Below are 17,285 nucleotides of genomic sequence, written 5' to 3'. Positions count from 1 at the left end.
GGACAGCAAGCGCCGAACGCGCCGGCTGTCCCGCCCTTCTCTCAGGGATACTCATGACACAACAGACCACGGAGGCACCCGCACGCAGCGCGGCGGGCGATGCCCCATCACCTACCCGGGCAGGCTCCTGGCGGCTCGAAATGAGCGCGGTCAACGGCTTCCTGCTCTCCTTCCCGCTGATCCTGATGCTGGCACTCTTTGTGGTGTACCCGCTGATCCGGATCTTCATCGAGGCCTCCTCGGACGGGGACACGTTCGGCCGGTACGCTGCCGTCTTCACCAATCCGGTCAGCCGGCGCGCCCTGACCACCACTCTCGTGGACTCCGTGGTGGTCACCCTGGTGGCCACCATCATCTCCCTGACCATCGCCTGGACCATCCACGCCACGAAACGGCGCTGGGTACGCATCCTGCTCTGGACCGTCACGCTCATCCCCATGTGGACCGGCGTGATCATGAAGAACTACGCCATTTTCATCATGCTCTCCAAACAGGGCCCGGTGAACTCCGTCCTGCTGGCACTGGGCATCATCGATGAGCCGCTCTCCCTGCTGTACAACGACACAGCGGTGATCATCGGCATCACGTACTCGCTCATCCCCTACGCCGTTTTCTCCCTCTTCGCCGCCATCTCCACCATCAACCTGCAGACCCTGACCGCAGCCGAAGCCCTCGGCGCCACCCGCACCCGGGCGCTGCTCGGGATCGCCCTGCCGGTGGCCAAGGGCGGCATCCTGGCCTCCATGGCCCTGGTCTTTGTACTCTCGATCGGGTTCTACATCACCCCCGTGATGCTCGGCGGACCGCAGACAGCGTTTATGGCAACCCTGATCAACCAGCAGCTCAACAGCCGCTACGACTTCCAGGGTGCATCCGCCAGCGCAGCCGTGCTGCTGATCGTCGCCGTCCTGGTCCTCGCTGTTGTTGCCGCACTGGTGGGCGCCAAGACCCTGAAACGAGCCATCCGATGAAACCCCTGGACCGGATCCTGGACCGGATCGCCCGGCTAATGGGGCTGGCGCTGATCTGCACTTCAGTGCTGATTCTGCTCTCGCCGATCCTCTTCACCATCCTGCTCTCCTTCGCTAACGATGCCTCCATCAAGTTCCCGCCCGGATCCTGGGGCGTGGACCGGTACATCGAGCTCTTCAACAGCCCCAAATGGCTGGACTCACTCGGTCTGTCCCTGCGGCTCGCCGTCGTCAGCGCACTGATCGCGGTGGCCGTGTCCCTTCCGGCGCTGTGGGCCATTCTGCGCAGCCAGCTGAAGGTCCGTGCCCTGATCGAGCAGCTCTCCGTCGCAAGCCTGCTCATCCCGGTGTCCGCATTCGCCGTCGCCATCTACGGTGTGTTCGCGCAGTTCCGAATGCTGGGCAGCTTCTGGGGCCTCGCTGTCGCACATGCCGTCCTGGCCATTCCATTCGTGATCCTGATCGGTGCAATCGGCCTTCGGGCGCAGCCGAAGGAACTGGAGCTGGTCGCGATCACCCTCGGTGCCAGCAGGGCCCGGGCGTTCACCGGCATCACCCTGCGTCTGGCGTTCCCCAGCCTCATCGCCGGATTCGTCCTGGCGTTCCAGGCCAGCTTCGAGGAGGCCGTGCTGGTGAACTTCCTCGGCGGACCAGGACTGCTCACGCTGCCCAAGCGCATCCTCGATGCCCTGCAATGGGGCAGCGAACCCGTGGTCACGGCCATCGCCTCCATCATCGCGGTGCTGACCTCAGCCCTCGTGGCGGTCTTTCTTTCGATAACCCAAGGAGTGAAGAAGTAATGACGGAAACCATGGCTCCCAGCCGGACAGACGCGCAGGCGCCGGTTCCCGCCGTCGAAATTGAAGGACTCTGCCGCTCCTTCGGCACGGTGAAGGCGCTGGATAACGTCAATCTGACCATCCGCAGGGGTGAGCTGGTGAGCCTGCTGGGTGCCTCAGGCTCCGGGAAGAGCACCCTGCTGCGCCAGATCGCCGGGTTCGACACCCCCACCTCCGGCACCATTCGCCTGGGCGGACGGGACGTAACCCGGCTGAGCCCCGCCCAGCGGGACATCGGCATGGTGTTCCAGAACTATGCGCTCTTCCCGCACCTGTCGGTGCGGAAGAACATCGAGTACGGACTGAAGATGCGCGGCTGGGACGCAGCACGCCGGCAGGCGCGTGCGGCGGAAATGCTGGGGCGGATGCGGCTGGCAGACTTCGGGGATCGTCTGCCTGCCGAGCTCTCCGGCGGCCAGCAGCAGCGCGTGGCAATCGCCCGCTCGCTCGCATTCTCTCCGAGCCTGCTGCTTATGGACGAGCCGCTGGGCGCCCTGGACAAGGCGTTGAAGGAGGACATGCTGGAGGAGATCCGGCGCGTTCACCAGGAGTTCGGCACCACGATCGTCTACGTCACCCATGACCGCGAAGAAGCGCTGGTCCTCTCCGACCGGATCGCGTTGATGGACCAGGCCCAGCTTAAGATCTGTGCTCCGGTGGAGGACCTCTACCTGCGCCCGCCCACGGCGTTCGCGGCGTCCTTCATCTCCGGGTCCTGCGTCCTGGAGCCCTCGGCAGAACTGCAGCTGACTCCGGCCGACGGCGGTGTGGCCGCGACGATCACCGGCAGCCCCACAGTGCTGGCCGGCACCGGAAACACCGGCAGCCTGGAGGGCTTCGGTCTGGCTGTGCGTCCCTCCGGGTTTTCCGTGGACGCAGCCGGTGCCCCTGGCGCGTTTACCGCCGAGGTCATTGAATCGGTTTTCCTGGGTGACCAGGTGCGGATCATCGCACGGCTGCAGGCCTTCGACCTGCGCGTCAAAGCCCTTGTGGACCTCGCGGCCGCCCCGCAGCTGCTGCCCGGGCAGACCATCGGCCTGCGCCCGCGCCCGGACGCGATGAGCGTCGTTTCGCTGTAGCCATACTGACGCGTGTGGCCCGCCGGTTCCCGGGCGGGCCATACGCTTTTAAGGTGTTAGGCGGTGTGGACCGGACGTGCTGCCCAGCGCGGTTCAGGACGGCTCGTCCGCCTGGTCCGGGAGCCCCCAGCCGTAGTTGGTCTTGACCACCTTGAGGATCGACTGGCTCCGCGTCTCCAGCACCCCGTCAATCGGTTCGATACCGGTGAACAGCACATCCCGGAAATGCCGCATGTCGCGGCAGATGACCTCTACCCGCAGCTTGAACCGGCCGTTGTCCACCAATGCCACCCAGACGACGTCGGGCAGCTTGCCCACTTCGGCGGCGACTTCCGCGGCACGCCCGGGCGTGGCGGCTATGTCCACCATGAAGAAATGGGACCTCCCCACCCGGATGGGGTCGGTGACCGCGACAACCTGCATAACGCCGTCTGCCATCAACCGCTGCGCGCGGTGCCGGACCGTACCTTCGCTGAGTTCCAGCTCGGCTGCGATGGACGTATAGGAACGCCTGCCGTCAGCCTTCAGGGCAGTGATGATGTGGCGGTCGATTTTGTCGAGTTTCATGGCTCCGGCACGGTCGAACGGATTTTCTCGAAGTCTAACAGGGCCTCTCTCCGCATATCGCAGGAGCCGCTTGCCAAGCCTTCGAACTGCGTATCCCGTCAAGCAACCGGCCTAGGAGCTCTTCGTCCAGGTGGCCAGGCCGCTGCCGTTGAGGGACTGCAGCACCACTCTCACCGCACTGCCCGTCCGGTCAAAAGCGGCACTCGCGCGTGATCCGTACGGGGCGCTCTCGCTCACGGGCTCATAGGCGTAGGTGTCTCCGTCCCATGGTTCCAGTTCGATCTCCGTCACCCCGTCCGGGCCGAGCCTCGCCGTCAGTCCTCCATTGGTCTCCTCTATGGTCATTTCCCCGAAGTACGGACTGAAGTACGTGCCGGTCAGGCCCTGGGTGTCCTGCGGTTCAGCGGCTCCAGCCGGACGGGCCTTCCCCGCCAGGTCACCGGCCGGCGCCAGCAGGGCAGCGAAGAGACCACCAAGGTCCCCGGTCCAGTCGCGGGTGGGTTCACCAAACTGCACAAGGTCCATGAACTGGGAGGTTACCGACTCGGGCGCACCAACGGGCGCCCCGTTGCCCAGCGCCACGATCCCGAGCCCAAGCTGCGGCACCATAGTGACTGCGGTCCCGGCGCCAAGCACGAACGCACCGGAATGCGAGTTTGCCATCCGCCCGCTCAGCAGCGGGTTCGCGTTGAAACCGTGACCGTAGTGCGAGGGCCGTTCCCCGCCAGTCTGCGGGCTGTTCGTGACGATCTGCGGACTCAACGCCTCGGCCAGCGCATCCGGATCCACAAGCTGGGTGCGGCCGCCCCCGGCCTCCAGAGCTCCGCCGGCCAGTACCACGGACATCCACCGGGAAAGGTCCTCCACGGTGGAGGACACGCCACCCGCCGGTGCCTGTGGATCAGGATCCCGGTCGAAGGCCGCGACGAACTCCCCGTCGATTTTGGCGTGCAGCAGGGCACGGTTGTCCCTGGCCAGGAAGTCAGCATGGCGCGAGGAGGAGGATTCCATGCCGATCGGGCCGTAGACCAACTCGTCCATGAGCGCATCCCACGACTGGCCCCTGGAGCGTGCCACGGCTTCGGCACCGACCGTTAGCCCGTAGTTGGAGTAGTGGTAGCTGGTTCGGAAGGCATCCAGCGGCTGCAGCCGGAGCCGGTCCAGAATCGTCGCCCGGTCGAAGCCAAGATCTTCCAGATCATCCCCGGCACCGGTCGTCAGGCCGGTGCGGTGGCTGAAGGCGTCCCCGACCGTCGCGAGGCCGGTGACTGCGGCGTCGGAATAGGCGAAATCCGGCAGCAGGGTGTGGATAGGCGTATCCCAACTCAGGTCCCCTCCTGCCTGGTGGATGGCTGCTGATACCGCCGTTGCCGCGAGCGGCTTGGAGAGGGATGCCAGCTGGAACACGGTATCCGGCGTGACGGCCTTGTCCGTGCCTGCTTCGCGGACCCCGTACCCTTCAGCGAAAACCGTGTCACCGTTCCGGACCACCGCAACAGACATCCCCGGCACGCCGGTCCGCTCCAGGACCTCCTCCACGATCCCGGGCAGCCGTTCCAGTGCAGCATCAATGCTCTTCTCCGGCATGGCCAGGACGTCCTGGCCGGGGTCTGTTCCGGCCTGTACCCCAGCAGCGGTCCCGGCGGCTGTGCAGCCCGAAAGCGCCAGGGATACCGCCAAGGCGGCAACCAAAGGCGCTCTTCTTCTCGATTGAATGTGCAATCCGTCCTCCGTCTGGGTGGTCCTGTCCCGCCGGGCGGGCTAGCCTCTGGGCAGGCTGAACGCGGGCGGTGCCTGAGTGCCCGTCCCGCGCCGGGTTTCCGTGAGCGCGGGAACGGATCACGCCAAGCTAAGACTTCCACCGGCGCCCGCTGCCTACCTAGAGACCCAGGTCCCCAGTTCCGAGTAGTGCGCCCGTAACATACGCCGGGAAACGGCCCCCGGTGTTTAGCTGGAGCCAACATCGGGGGGGGACGCAATGGGAGCACTAATCCGGCCGCTTCGGGCAGCTGCACGGCGACGGCCGGAGGGACGGACACGGCCGCCGATGCGGCAATCACTCAACCGCGCCCTGCTGGCCATCTTTGTCACCGGCCTGCTCCTGACGGGCCTGCTGCTGGCCCTCGTACCGCCGACTGGACCCGCAGGCCCTGTGCTGCTGATGTTCCCGCTGACAGTCGTCGCATACCTGGTTGCCGGCCTGCTTGCCTGGCATGGCCGCCCAGGCACCCTCATGGGCCCGCTCATCCTCCTCTCCGGCGCTGCGGTGTTCCTCACCGGGCTGGGAAATTCGCAGGTCCTGGCGCTCATCGCCGTCGGGTCCATTGCCGCCTCTCTCCCGCTCGCCACCTTCATTCATCTGCTGCTGGCTTTTCCCACCGGCAGGCTCCCGTCCGCGCCGGCCAGGCTCACGGCCACAGCCGGCTATATGACGGCGCTCGTCCTGCAGGCGCCTGCTGTCCTTTTCTCGGCGGACAGCGGCCTGTCCATCACCGAGGACCCGGCCCTGGTCCAAGCGGGGCAACTGCTGCAGGGCGCGGTGGGCGGCATCGTCCTTCTTGCTACGGCGGCTCTTTTGCTCCTGCGGCTGCGCGCGGCGAGCCCGCCCGAGCACCGTGTGCTGATGCCGCTTTACGCCTACGGCATCTTGGCGATTCTCCTTGTCCTCGGTGCGACCAGGGCCCTGCCATTCCTCTTTGGCTGGGACTCGGTGCTGGTGGGCTCCTTCCAGCTGACCGTCCTGGCCCTGGTACCCATCGCCTTCACGCTGGCCGTCCTGCGCGGCGGAGTGGCGCGAACCGGTGAACTCGAAGAACTGGGGCAGTGGCTGGAGGCTGCATCTGACGACCAGGCAGGCATCGCCGCGGTGCTCTCCCGCACGCTCGGCGATCCCTCGCTGGATGTCTGGTTCTGGGCTCCGGCCGGACAGTTCCTGAACGTAAAAGGGGAACCGGTGGACTCAAAGGCTCATGACCCGCAGCGCGCGCAGGAAACGGTGGAGCTGGACGGACGGCTTATCGGTGCCATCAACTACGACCGCGCCCTTGTTCCGGAGCGCGAGCTGGTCCGCACAGCCAGCCGGGTGGTGGCCATTGCCCTCGACCGGGAACGGCTTACCGCATTGATCCACGCCAACCGCCGGGAACTGCAGCTCTCGCGTGAACGGCTCGTTGAGGTGGCGGACACCGAACGGCGCCGGATAGCCCAGAACCTTCATGACGGGCTGCAGGCCCAGCTGGTACTCCTGGGCCTGGAAGCGCAACAGCTGGCGCATACCGCCGGCCCCGAATGTTCCCTCTCAGGACAGGCAGTCCGGCTCCGGCGCAATATTGACCAGGCAGCCGCGGAACTGCGCGACGTCGTGCACACCGTAATGCCGGCCCCGCTGATCCAGCGCGGGCTCTCCGCGGCCACGGAGGACCTGGTAGACCGAATGCCCATTCCCACCGGGCTGGAGCTCTCCGTCGCTGACGGCGAACTTCCTCCGGCGCTGGAGAGCACCGCTTATTTTGTCATCGCGGAGGCGCTGGCCAACTCGATCAAGCATTCCGACGCCGCGTCGGTGCGGGTTGCCCTGCGGCGCACCCCCGGATCGCTGCTCATCGAGGTGAGCGATGACGGGCGCGGCGGCGCAGCCCCGGGCCCCGGCGCCGGCCTCACCGGCATGGCAGAGCGGCTCGACGTCCTTGGCGGCTAGCTGCGGATCCGCAGCGAGCCGGGAGCTGGAACCAGTATCCGGGCGGAGGTGCCCTGTGCCTGACGCACTGCGCGTCGTTGTTGGCGAGGACGAAGCCCTGCTGCGGCGTGGCCTGGAACTCGTCCTGCAGGAAGCCGGCATGCAGGTGGTCCGCGCCGCCGTGGACGCCGGGGAACTGGAAGCAGCGGTACGGGAGCTGAGGCCGGACATGGTCATCACAGACATTCGAATGCCGCCGGATTTTGCCGATGAGGGTCTGGCTGCGGCCTGCCGTATCCGGGCGGAGTACCCGGGACTGCCCGTTGTGGTGCTCTCCCAGCACGTCCAGCGCCGCTATGCCCTGGAACTCCTCGGGCCCCGCCGCCCCGGGGGGACCCGAGGACAGGGCACGGCAGCGGGCGGGATCGGCTATCTGCTCAAACAGCGCATCGCGGACGTGGACGGCTTCCTCTCAGATCTGCGGAATGTTGCCGGCGGCGGCACGGCCATCGACCCTGAAGTCATCGCCGTCATGGTCGCCCGGGCGCGGATCTCCGACGAAGCTGTCGGTGCCCTCACGCCCCGCCAGCGGGAAGTGCTGGCACTGGTGGCAGAGGGCCGCAGCAACGCGGCGATCGGCGAGCGCCTGTTCATTACCGAAAAGGCCGTTGTACAGCACATTTCCCGCATCTATGACGCCCTGGGGCTGCCTGTTGCTCCCGATGCGCACCGCCGGGTCCTGGCCGTGCTGCAGTATCTGAGCCGGGAAAACCCGGCGCCCTGATCCGGCCACGTTTGGCGACTTGGGTCCCTTCCGCCACGGAAGACAACGTCCGTAACGTCCTCAGTATGACCAGAGAACTATGGAAACACCGCCTGCGGCGTCCCTTGGGGAAGCCGTTCAGTGCGCACCACCGCAAACGCCGCGCTGCCCTCACATCCGCCTCGGGGGCACTGGTGATGGCTGCCGGGCTGCTCCTGGCGCCGTCGGCAGCACAGGCCAGCAGCGACATCACCATGAACGCCACGATCAATGTTGGCGGCGATCTTTCGCTCCATGATGCCTGGAGCACCCAGCTGCCCAACTCCCTCAAAGCTGCAGACGGATCGATCCCCGTCGGCGGGAGCGGCACGTGGTCTGCAACCGGACCCACCAGTGCCAGCGGCGAGTTCGGATACCGAATCTACGAGCACGGTCAAAGAACGGCCTATACGGTGAGCGGAGAAGCCCACTACGTCTGGCCGGACACCCCGTTCGGCGGGGCCTGCAGCATCTTCCGCGATGATCCCGTTACCGGGACTCCCGTCCGCGTTGACCAGGCTGAGGACTCCCCGTACGAATGCACAGTCGAAATCCCAATGTTCGGAGTCACCGCCCTTGAGCCGGTCTTCACCGTGAAGCCCCTCGTCTGGGCAACCGCGCGGGGAGTGGTGGTGCCTGTAGCGGCCAGCGGGCACAGCCTCAGCCTGACCGACGGCGCGCTCGGCTCCAGCAATAAGGAGTTCCTGGTCAACGGCGTCCTGCACAACTCGGGCTCCGCACCCGATGCTGTTGCAGCCGGGTCGAGCACCGGCTTCGCAGCGTTCCTGCGCAATGCAGAGGGCAATGAGCTCAACGGCTGGGCCCGCGGAGACTTCACCTACCGCATCGTTGAAGACGGCGTGGCCACCCCGTTCTGGGTGCAGGGCCACGTCCAGAACACCCGCAGCACGTCCTTTGAACACGACGGCGCCTGCAACATCTTCCAGGGAAATCCGCTTCCCGGACCGGGAGAGGACCCGGGAACGCTGGTGGAGTTCTCCCCGTACACCTGTGACGCCCAGGGCGAGAACCTCGACGGCCGTGGAGACTGGCAGGTGACGTTCAGCCTGCAGGCTACCCCGTACACGCTTGTCTCCGGTGCAGAAGCGACCGAGCTCCTGACCCAGGGCTGCGTGGAAAGCACCAACTGCCTCTTCTTCCCGAAGAGCATGGAGAACATCACCAAAGGCAAGGCGATCAACGTTGGCAGCCAGACCAACGACGGCGAGAAGGGCACGGATAAGCTCGTCTACGAGTACCACGACGACCGTTCGATCTCTAACTCGGTTGCCATCGCGATCGGCTGGAAGGGAAAGTCGAACTTCCTGATCGAAGAGCTCGAGACTTCCCTCAAGATCACCTACAAGTTCAAACTCGAGGACACCACGGGCCACGTGTGGAGCCACGAGCTCGAGGTCCCCCCGCGCACGACGGTAACCGCCTGGCTCACGCCTGCCTATACCCGGGTCACCGGCGACTTCTTCTTTGAAGCCGGCGGAAAGTACTTCCGGGCCGCAGACACCTGGATTGATGTTCCCGACCCCCAAAACCCCGGGCACGTGGAGAAGAAGGTGCAGCCCTACCTTGGTGCGGTGTTGCCCGATCCCGGAACGGGCACTGTCCCACCGGGAACCATTACCCCGGTGCCGGGCGCAGTTCCTGATGCTCTCTCCACCGCCGGTACGGACAAGGCTTCTGCAGGACAGGACTCCGCGAAGGCCGACGTCAAGGCCCAGGGTCACGCCCTGGCGCATACCGGTGCCGAGTCGGGCACGCTGGCGGCCTACGCAGGGCTGGGACTCCTGGTTATCCTCACCGGAACCTACCTGCTGGTGCGGGGGGGGGGGCGGCGGCCCCCCCGACGCCCGCGGGGGCGGCCGCACCTTTCCCCTTATCCACCAAGCCATTCATCCCGTGGCTGCAGAGACTGCCGGCTGGGGCGGGGGGGATTCCCCCGGCCGGGCTACGACCGCAGGTACGCCAGGGTTGCGAGGACGCGGCGGTGGCCGCTGTCCGACGGCGCCAGGCCCAGCTTCGCGAAGATGTTGCCGATGTGTTTGCTGACGGCCGTTTCGGACACCGAGATCGACTGCGCAATCGCGGTGTTCCCCAGCCCTTCGGCCACGAGTCCGAGTACTTCGAACTCTCGCGGGGTCAGGGAGCGGATCGGGTCCTGGTTTCCGCGGCGGCTGAAGAGCTGGGCAATAACCTCGGGATCCATCACGGTTCCGCCGCCTGCCACCCGGCGCAGCGCGTCGACGAAATCCCCGACCTTGCCCACCCGTTCCTTCAGCAGGTAGCCCACCCCTTCGGCGCCCGAACCCAGCAGCCGGCTGGCGTACCTGTCCTCCACATAGGCGGAAAGGACCAGTACCGGGAAGTCCGGTACCCGGGACCGGAGTTCGAGCGCAGCCTTCAGGCCTTCGTTGGTGAAGGTGGGAGGCATGCGAACATCCAGTACGGCGGCGTCGGCGGTTCCCGGCGCGAAAGCAGCCAGCAAGTCATCCGCGTTGTCCCAGGAACCGGCCACCTCGAACCCTTCGCCCTTCAGCAGCAGCTCCAGGCCCGCACGCAGCAGGGCATCATCTTCGGCGATCAGAACGCGCACGGCAGTTCCACTCTCACTTTCGTTGGTCCTCCGGCAGGACTGCTCAGCACCAGCCTGCCGCCGAATGCGGCAGCACGCCGCGCGATGCCGGCCAGCCCGGTGCCCGAGCCCGAGCCCACCGGAGAGACCACAGCTCCGCCTCGCCCGTCGTCAGTCACTTCCACCACCAGCACGTCCTCCCTGGCAGCCGATTCGGTGCGCAGAACCACGTCGATCCGGAAGGCGCCGGAGTGCTTCGCAGCGTTGGTCAGCGCTTCGGCCAGAACAAAATAGGCCGCGGACTCCACCGCTGCCGGAGCCCGCAGCAGGCCGGCGACGTCCAGGCTGCAGGGAATCGGAGAGCGGCTGGTCAGGGCCGAGGCAGCGCCCCCGAGTCCCAGCTCATCCAGCACCGGCGGATAAATGTCATGCACGGCTGCCCGAAGTCCGGCCAGCGCCTCGGTTGCGGCGTCCTGCGCCCGGGTGAGGAACGGAACAGCGGCCGCTGGATCCGTCTCGGCGGCACGCTGCGCCAGTCCGAGCATCATGACCACGCCCACCAGCCGGTTCTGCGCGCCGTCGTGCAGTTCACGTTCGATCCGACGCAGCTCCGCAGCGTGGGCGGCGAGCGCGCTGGCGCGGGCAGCGGAGAGGTCCTGGATGCGGCGGGAGAGTTCGTCGTAGCGGCGCGGAGAGAGGATCGCGAGCGTTCCCTCACTGAGCCGGCGTGCCATCCACGGCAGCAGCAGCCAGGCCGCAGCCCCGTAGACGACGCCGAGCAGCATGCCCAGGAACGCCGCCGGCCAGCTGGTGATGGTGATGGTCATTTCCAGCGGTGTTTCGGCCGGGAACAGCATCCAGAACGGGGAAACCAGCAGGTAGAGCAGCGCACCGACCGGCAGAGCGATGGCCAGGGCGCCGGCCAGCAGGGCAAACGCGGCGTGGAACAGCAGCCAGGACAGGTCCCGCTTGGTTTCCGGTGCCGTCACCAGCGAGGCGAGTTCCCCGAAGGAATACCTCCCGTGCAGGCGGCGGTGGTCAAAGGGAATCACGGCTCCGGCAAACCCGGCGGAGCGTCCCTGCGCCCGGGCTGCCAGCAGATCCAGCGTCCCCAGTACGGTGGGAAGCGCGTACAGGCCAATACCCAGGGAGAGGAACGGCAGCAGCACCAGGCCCGCCACCAGGATTCCCAGTGAGGCCAGCCAGTACACGGCCTCACGCAGCAGGAACACTGCGTCTGCTGCGCGGGCCCGCAGGCCGGCTTGGGTTGGCCATCTCATTTGCTCGATTATGCCGGAGCATCCGGTGCCTGTCGGTATAGCCAGCTACACCATGAACCGGGCTGCTGGCTGTATCGGAACGGATTCTTACGCTGCGTAGCGTCAGAATCCGTTCCCCATCCACCGTTCAAAGGACACCGCCCATGTACTCCGATTCCTCCCAATTCCCCGGCCCGGCAGCCCTGGAGCTGACCGGCGTTTCCAAGAGCTACCGTTCCGGCAGCACCGCCGTCGCGGCCCTCCGTGACGTGTCGCTGGCCGTGCCGGCGGGCACCTTCACCGCTGTGATGGGTCCGTCCGGGTCCGGCAAGAGTACGCTGCTGCAGTCCGCAGCGGGGCTGGACGTGCCCGACGCCGGCCAGGTGCGGCTGGGCGGCACGGAGATATCCCGGCTGCGGGGCAAGGCGCTCACGCGGTTCCGGCGGGACCACGTGGGCTTCGTCTTCCAGTCCTACAACCTGCTGCCGCAGCTCTCGGTGACGGCGAACGTCACCCTGCCGCTGCTGCTGGCCGGACGCGGAACAGACCGGGCCTGGCTGGCGTACGTGCTCGACGCCGTCGGGCTGGACGGGCTGGGCGAGCGGAAACCGCAGGAGTTCTCCGGCGGTCAGCAGCAGCGGGCAGCGATCGCCCGTGCACTGATCACCCGTCCGGACGTGGTCTTCGCCGATGAGCCGACCGGCGCCCTGGATTCCGGCACGGCACGCCAGGTCCTGCAGCTGCTGCGGCACACAGTCTCCGCCCTGAACCAGACCGTGGTGATGGTGACCCACGATCCGGTGGCAGCCAGCTACGCGGACACCGTCGTGTTCCTGGCCGACGGACGCATTGACGGCAGCATGAGCGGCGCCTCGGCCCGCGACGTCACCGACCGCATGGCCTACCTGGGAGGGAACTAACATGCTCAGCCTCGCCAAAGCATCCATCCGGCACCACCGCGGCGGGTTCGCCGGTGTGTTCATCGTCGTGTTCCTGTGCGCTGCACTGATCACCGCCATGGGCGTGCTCATTGAATCCGGGCTGCGCGGCGGTACCGCGCCGCAGCGCCTGCAGGCTGCCGACGTGGTAGTGGGTGCTCCCCAGTCCGTTCCGGTTCCGGAAGACCTGCCGGCCGTCTTCCCCGAACGGGTGCTGCTGCCCGCGGAAACCGTGGAGGACATCGAAGCAGTGCCCGGTGTCCGGAGCGCCGTCGGCAATGTGGAAATCCCGCTGACCACAGCCGAGGGGACCCCGGTTCCGGCCGCAGCCTGGGAGTCCGCAGCGCTGGCGCCGTATAGCCTCACCGCCGGGGACGCCCCGCAGGCAACCAATGAGGTGGCGGTGGATGCGTCCTTCAACGCCGGCCCCGGCTCACACATCATGCTGAGCCACGGCGGCATCCCCGCCGAGTACACCGTGACCGGCACCGTAGCTCCGGCCGAAGGGAACCCCGGCCCGGCAGTCTTCCTCAGCGCCCCCGGCGCAGCGGAGCTCTGGCCACACGGCGGTTCCGTCGCCACGATCGGTATTCTGGCCGAACCCGGTGTCAGCCCGGAGCAGCTGGCCGCGGACATCGAAGCCGGGGTATCCGGCGTCGTCAGCTACACGGGCGACCGGCGCGGTGACGTGGAAAACCTCGGCGGCGCCGGGGCCCGGTCCATGCTGCTGCTCCTGAGCGGGTCGCTGGCCGGAGTCGCCGTGATGACGGCGGTGTTTGTGACTGCCGGAACTCTTTCCCTCTCCATCCTTTCCCGCCGCCGCGAGTTCGCGATGCTGCGGGCCATCGGCGCGGGAGCCAGCCAAACCCTGGGCCTGGTGGTGCGCGAAGTCCTGCTGGTCGCCACCGCCGCCGCCGTGCTGGGGGCTATTCCTGGATTCTGGCTGGCAGGGTTTCTGGGTGGGCAGTTCACCGCCGCCGGCGTGATCCCGGACGGCTTCGAGCTCGCGTTTAGTCCGCTGCCGGCGGCGGGTGCCGTGCTGCTCAGTGTTGCGGCTGCCGTGGGCGCCTCGCTGGTCTCGGCCCGCGGCACGGTCCGTGCCGTTCCGGTGACCGCGCTGCGCGAGTCGGCCACTGAGTCCGGGCGGCTGGGCCGCGGACGGATCATCACAGGACTGTCCCTGCTGGGTGGCGGTTTAGTGGCGGCTCTGCTGCCCGCTGCGGTCCCCGGCAGCGCCGGCCTGGCGGCAGCGGCGTCGAGCATCCTGCTCCTGGTGATCGGTGCGGGTGTCCTGGGTCCCTGGATCGTGACCGGATCACTGAAGCTTATGGCTCCGCTCCTGCGGCGCAGCACATCCGCGTCGCTGGTCCTGGCCGGCGCCGGTGCCGACGCGTTCCCTCGGCGGCTCGCTGCCGGGATCGTTCCGCTGGCCCTGGCCCTGGCGCTTGGTTCCGTACAGTTCTTTATGCCGGCCACCGTTGACTCCGAAGCGCAGCGGCAGTCCCGCGACGGCGTCGTGGCCGGATACCTGGTCAGCGCTCCCGGCGGCATCTCCGCTGAATTGGCGGACACGGTCTCCGCGCTGCCCGGAGTGGAAACCACGACGCCGATGGCGCACTCCGCGCTCCTCGCCGAGATGCGCTTCCTGGGCATGGACGACGGCGTGCAGCCCGTCGGGGTGCAGGGCGTAGGGCCGGAGAATCTGGAGGCAGCACTGGACCTGGGGGTCCGGGAGGGTTCCCTGGACCGGTTGTCCGGCCCCGGCGCCGTAGCGGTAAGCACTGCGCTGGCGCGGGAATCCGGGCTGGCCCCCGGGGACGAGTTCGCGTTCCGCTTCGGCGACGGCACCGAGACTACCGCCGTCGTCGTCGCCACCTACGAACGCGGGCTGGGATTCGGCGACGTGACCATGGACAACGCCGCTCTGCTCCCCCACACCACCAGCGGGTTGAACGGCCAGCTGCTGCTCACCGCTCCGGAGGCGGATCCGGCGGAACTGATGCCGGCGCTCGAGGGCCTGGGCCTAACCGTCCTGGACCGGGAGGAGCTGGACGCAGCCGGTGCGGCAGAGCGCGGTGCGGAGTCCTGGGTGAACATCCTGGCCATGCTGATCCTGCTGGGTTATCTGGCGGTGTCTGTCGGGAATTCGCTGGTGATGTCCACAGCGCGCCGGCGCCCGGAAATGCTGCTGCTGCGCCGGCTTGGCGCCACGGACGCCCAGCTGCGCCGCATGACCGGTGCAGAGTCGGCGCTGATGGTTGCTGCCGCCGTCGTGGTGGGTACTGTCCTGGCACTGCCGCCGCTGATGGGCATAGCCCTGAACGTCTCCGGACAGCCGCTGCCCACGGTCCAGCCGCTGCTGTACCTGGCACTGGCGGGCGGAACTGCCCTGCTGGGGATGGGAGCGGTTGCCGCGGCCACCCGGTTCGCCCTGCGGCCGGAGCGCAGCTGAGGTCTGCCCGCACAAACAGAAACGCCCCGGCCGAAAGACCGGGGCGTTTCTGGTGATGATTTCTCATCTGGCGGAGGATGGGGGATTTGAACCCCCGAGGGCGTTAACCCAACACGCGTTCCAGGCGTGCGCCATAGGCCGCTAGGCGAATCCTCCAGGCTTTGCTCGTCAAGAGCAGATATAAGACTACCGGACATTGGAGCAATTACCGAATCGGCGGCGTTACGGGCCGGCGGCCGCACTGCGCCGTCGGCTCCCGGCCAGCCGCAGTCCCAGATTGATGACCAGGATGGACAGCCAGGAGTACTCCGCCGCGGATGGGCTCACCAATGCAATGGGGATCGAAAGGAGGAAGACGGCCGGTGTGATCGGTGCCCGAACGCGGGCGTATTGGAGCAGGCCGGGATTTACGTCGTCCCGAAAAAGCCCGTGCCGGCGGCAGTAAGACCACATCAGCGTGTTCACCGACCCAATGAGTCCCAGCGCCAGCGCATAAACAACGACGCCGAGACTGGTGTCATCGTGCAGCGCCAGCATGTCCGTGGCGTAGGCGAGCAGCGCCACAAAGAACAGCAGCAGCAGATTCAGGCGCTGCAGCCCTCCGGTGAAACCTTTCAGCAGCCGGAACAGGCGGTGGTGGCTCAGCCAGTACGCGCCGGCCACGGCGAAGGAGAGGGCGTAGGCGAAGAATTCCGGCCGCTGGTCCAGGATGGCCTGGCCCAGCTGGCCGGCTGGAACGTCCGGTGCCTTGATGTCCACGGCCAGCAGCGTCATGGCGATAGCGAACACTGCATCGCTGAAGAACATGGTGCGTTCAATGTCCGGCCCGGAGTCGAGCCGGCGCTCGAGCATGCCGCCGTTGTTCTCCGCCATTTACCCAGTGTGTTCCTCCCGCGGACTCCGGTCAGCAGGCGGAAGCGAAAATGAGGCGGGCCGGCCGCCAGCTGCCGGACTGCAGCTAGCGGCCCACCTTGCCGAACAGCGAAGCGATGGGAGCCAGAACCACCGGGCGTGCAGCGAACCACGCACCGGCAATCACCAGCAGCGACGCGAACATGATCCAGAAACCCGTCCAGTTCACGGCGTCCTGCCCGGCGTACATGTGGTTCAGGTTGCGCAGCGCACCGGTAGAAAACACCAGCGCCACGTGCACCACGATGAAGGCCACGAAATACAGCATGACCGGGAAGTGGATAGCCCGCGCCAGCTCGATGGGATAGGCCCGGTTCAGCCGCGCAGCACGCGCCGGCCACATGGCAGACATGCGGTAACCGGTCAGGGCAGCCAGCGGAGCGGCCACAAAGATGGTGACGAAGTAGGCGAGGACCTGCAGCGAGTTGTAATTCACCCAGCCGTTCTCCGTAGGCCAGTCCAGGGAAAGGTACTGCAGCGCGGCAGAGAGGGCGTTGGGGAACACTTCCCAGCTGGTGGGCACCACCCGCGTCCAGTGGCCGCTGACCGCCAGCAGCACCACAAACACGGCCCCGTTGACCAGCCACAGCACGTCCAGCGACTGATGGAACCAAAGGGTGAGGCTGATCTTCTTCGGGTTCCTGCCCCAGCGCGGAGTCCATTGCGCCGGCGGGCGGCGCTGGGTGCGGACCTGCCAGCCGGATCGGATGATCAGCACCATCAGGAACACGTTGAAGAAGTGCTGCCAGCCAAGCCAGGCGGGAATCCCGACGGGTGCTCCGTGCGGCAGTTCAGTCTCGCCCGGATAGCGGACAAGGAAGTCCTGCACCGGCTCGAGCGTAATGAGCCACCGGGCTCCCAGTACGGCGGCTGCGCAGAGGACCAGCAGCCCCGCTGCGAACAGCCCTGCTTTCTTCAGCGCCGGGCCGGCTCCGGACTGGGCACCTGGGGCGGGCGCGCCCCCCCCCCCCCGGACCGGGGAACGGAGGACGCTGCCCGGGTTGCAGTCGCCGCCGTGGCACCCGCCGCAGCCGTCCGGGCGCCGGGCGCATCCGCGGTAGCCCCGCCAGGCTCTGCTGCAGCGGGAGCTGCCAACGGCGCGGATGAACCGGCGGCTGCCGAGGCCGCAGGCCGCGGCATTCCCTGCCGCCGGCCGGTCGCGGGCCGGTCGGTCGCGGGCCGGGCGGCCGGAGTGCCCGGAGT

13 protein-coding genes and 1 tRNA gene are annotated in these 17,285 nt (G+C 67.3%); 7 read left to right on the top strand and 7 right to left on the bottom strand.

Annotation, left to right across the window (positions count from 1 at the left end; all coding sequences use genetic code 11):
* Positions 1–53 precede the first annotated feature (53 nt).
* The 3 genes from TVC13_RS09085 to TVC13_RS09075 are packed head-to-tail and all read left to right on the top strand — an operon-like array spanning position 54 to position 2,889.
* A complete protein-coding gene (locus TVC13_RS09085) occupies positions 54–971 on the top strand; it encodes an ABC transporter permease (RefSeq protein WP_422400893.1) in 918 nt (305 codons plus the stop codon).
* Positions 968–1,771 (top strand): ABC transporter permease, encoded by an 804-nt coding sequence (locus tag TVC13_RS09080; protein WP_422400892.1) that lies wholly within the window; start codon positions 968–970, stop codon positions 1,769–1,771. Before TVC13_RS09085 ends, TVC13_RS09080 begins: the two co-directional genes overlap by 4 nt.
* Complete coding sequence (locus tag TVC13_RS09075) at positions 1,771–2,889, top strand: ABC transporter ATP-binding protein (protein ID WP_422400891.1); 1,119 nt, start codon at positions 1,771–1,773, stop codon at positions 2,887–2,889. Before TVC13_RS09080 ends, TVC13_RS09075 begins: the two co-directional genes overlap by 1 nt.
* 93 nt (positions 2,890–2,982) lie before the next feature.
* On the opposite strand, the gene TVC13_RS09070 is transcribed toward TVC13_RS09075, so the two are convergent.
* Together TVC13_RS09070 and TVC13_RS09065 are read right to left on the bottom strand one after the other, a co-directional pair.
* Entirely contained in the window at positions 2,983–3,456 is a 474-nt protein-coding gene (locus tag TVC13_RS09070) for an Lrp/AsnC family transcriptional regulator (RefSeq protein ID WP_422400890.1), read from the bottom strand.
* A gap of 111 nt (positions 3,457–3,567) precedes the next feature.
* Complete coding sequence (locus TVC13_RS09065) at positions 3,568–5,136, bottom strand: serine hydrolase (protein WP_422400889.1); 1,569 nt, start codon at positions 5,134–5,136, stop codon at positions 3,568–3,570.
* A gap of 367 nt (positions 5,137–5,503) precedes the next feature.
* Between TVC13_RS09065 and TVC13_RS09060 the strand changes: the two genes are divergently transcribed.
* Both TVC13_RS09060 and TVC13_RS09055 read left to right on the top strand, forming a co-directional pair.
* The gene (locus TVC13_RS09060) at positions 5,504–7,153 is read left to right on the top strand and encodes a sensor histidine kinase (protein WP_422400888.1); all 1,650 of its coding nucleotides are present in this window, start codon (positions 5,504–5,506) and stop codon (positions 7,151–7,153) included.
* Positions 7,154–7,220: 67 nt separating this feature from the next.
* A complete protein-coding gene (locus TVC13_RS09055) occupies positions 7,221–7,916 on the top strand; it encodes a response regulator (protein WP_422400895.1) in 696 nt (231 codons plus the stop codon).
* Positions 7,917–9,897: 1,981 nt separating this feature from the next.
* Here the strand turns inward: TVC13_RS09055 and TVC13_RS09050 are convergent.
* A complete protein-coding gene (locus tag TVC13_RS09050) occupies positions 9,898–10,542 on the bottom strand; it encodes a response regulator (RefSeq protein WP_422400887.1) in 645 nt (214 codons plus the stop codon).
* Positions 10,530–11,801: a histidine kinase gene (locus tag TVC13_RS09045; RefSeq protein ID WP_422400886.1), complete on the bottom strand. Its 1,272-nt coding sequence runs from the start codon at positions 11,799–11,801 to the stop codon at positions 10,530–10,532. The genes TVC13_RS09050 and TVC13_RS09045 overlap by 13 nt, the downstream gene beginning before the upstream one ends.
* 143 nt (positions 11,802–11,944) lie before the next feature.
* On the opposite strand from TVC13_RS09045, the gene TVC13_RS09040 reads away from it, so the two are divergent.
* Together TVC13_RS09040 and TVC13_RS09035 are read left to right on the top strand one after the other, a co-directional pair.
* On the top strand, positions 11,945–12,700 hold the full coding sequence (locus TVC13_RS09040; RefSeq protein WP_422400885.1) for an ABC transporter ATP-binding protein: 756 nt from the start codon (positions 11,945–11,947) through the stop codon (positions 12,698–12,700).
* Position 12,701: 1 nt separating this feature from the next.
* On the top strand, positions 12,702–15,170 hold the full coding sequence (locus TVC13_RS09035) for an FtsX-like permease family protein (protein ID WP_422400884.1): 2,469 nt from the start codon (positions 12,702–12,704) through the stop codon (positions 15,168–15,170).
* A gap of 68 nt (positions 15,171–15,238) precedes the next feature.
* Here TVC13_RS09035 and TVC13_RS09030 read toward each other — a convergent pair.
* From TVC13_RS09030 to TVC13_RS09020, 3 genes are all read right to left on the bottom strand, one after another.
* A tRNA-Ser gene (locus tag TVC13_RS09030) sits at positions 15,239–15,326 on the bottom strand.
* A 66-nt stretch (positions 15,327–15,392) separates the two neighbouring features.
* Positions 15,393–16,043 (bottom strand): TMEM175 family protein, encoded by a 651-nt coding sequence (locus tag TVC13_RS09025; RefSeq protein ID WP_422400883.1) that lies wholly within the window; start codon positions 16,041–16,043, stop codon positions 15,393–15,395.
* A gap of 85 nt (positions 16,044–16,128) precedes the next feature.
* Complete coding sequence (locus TVC13_RS09020) at positions 16,129–16,911, bottom strand: cytochrome b/b6 domain-containing protein (protein ID WP_422400882.1); 783 nt, start codon at positions 16,909–16,911, stop codon at positions 16,129–16,131.
* Positions 16,912–17,285: the final 374 nt, after the last annotated feature.

Origin of the sequence: Arthrobacter sp. 3Tela_A, assembly GCF_049311025.1 — a bacterium.
Classification (GTDB): Bacteria; Actinomycetota; Actinomycetes; order Actinomycetales; family Micrococcaceae; genus Arthrobacter_B.
Note: the sequence above shows the minus strand (reverse complement) of the source record. Positions and strands in the feature narration are given on the sequence as shown.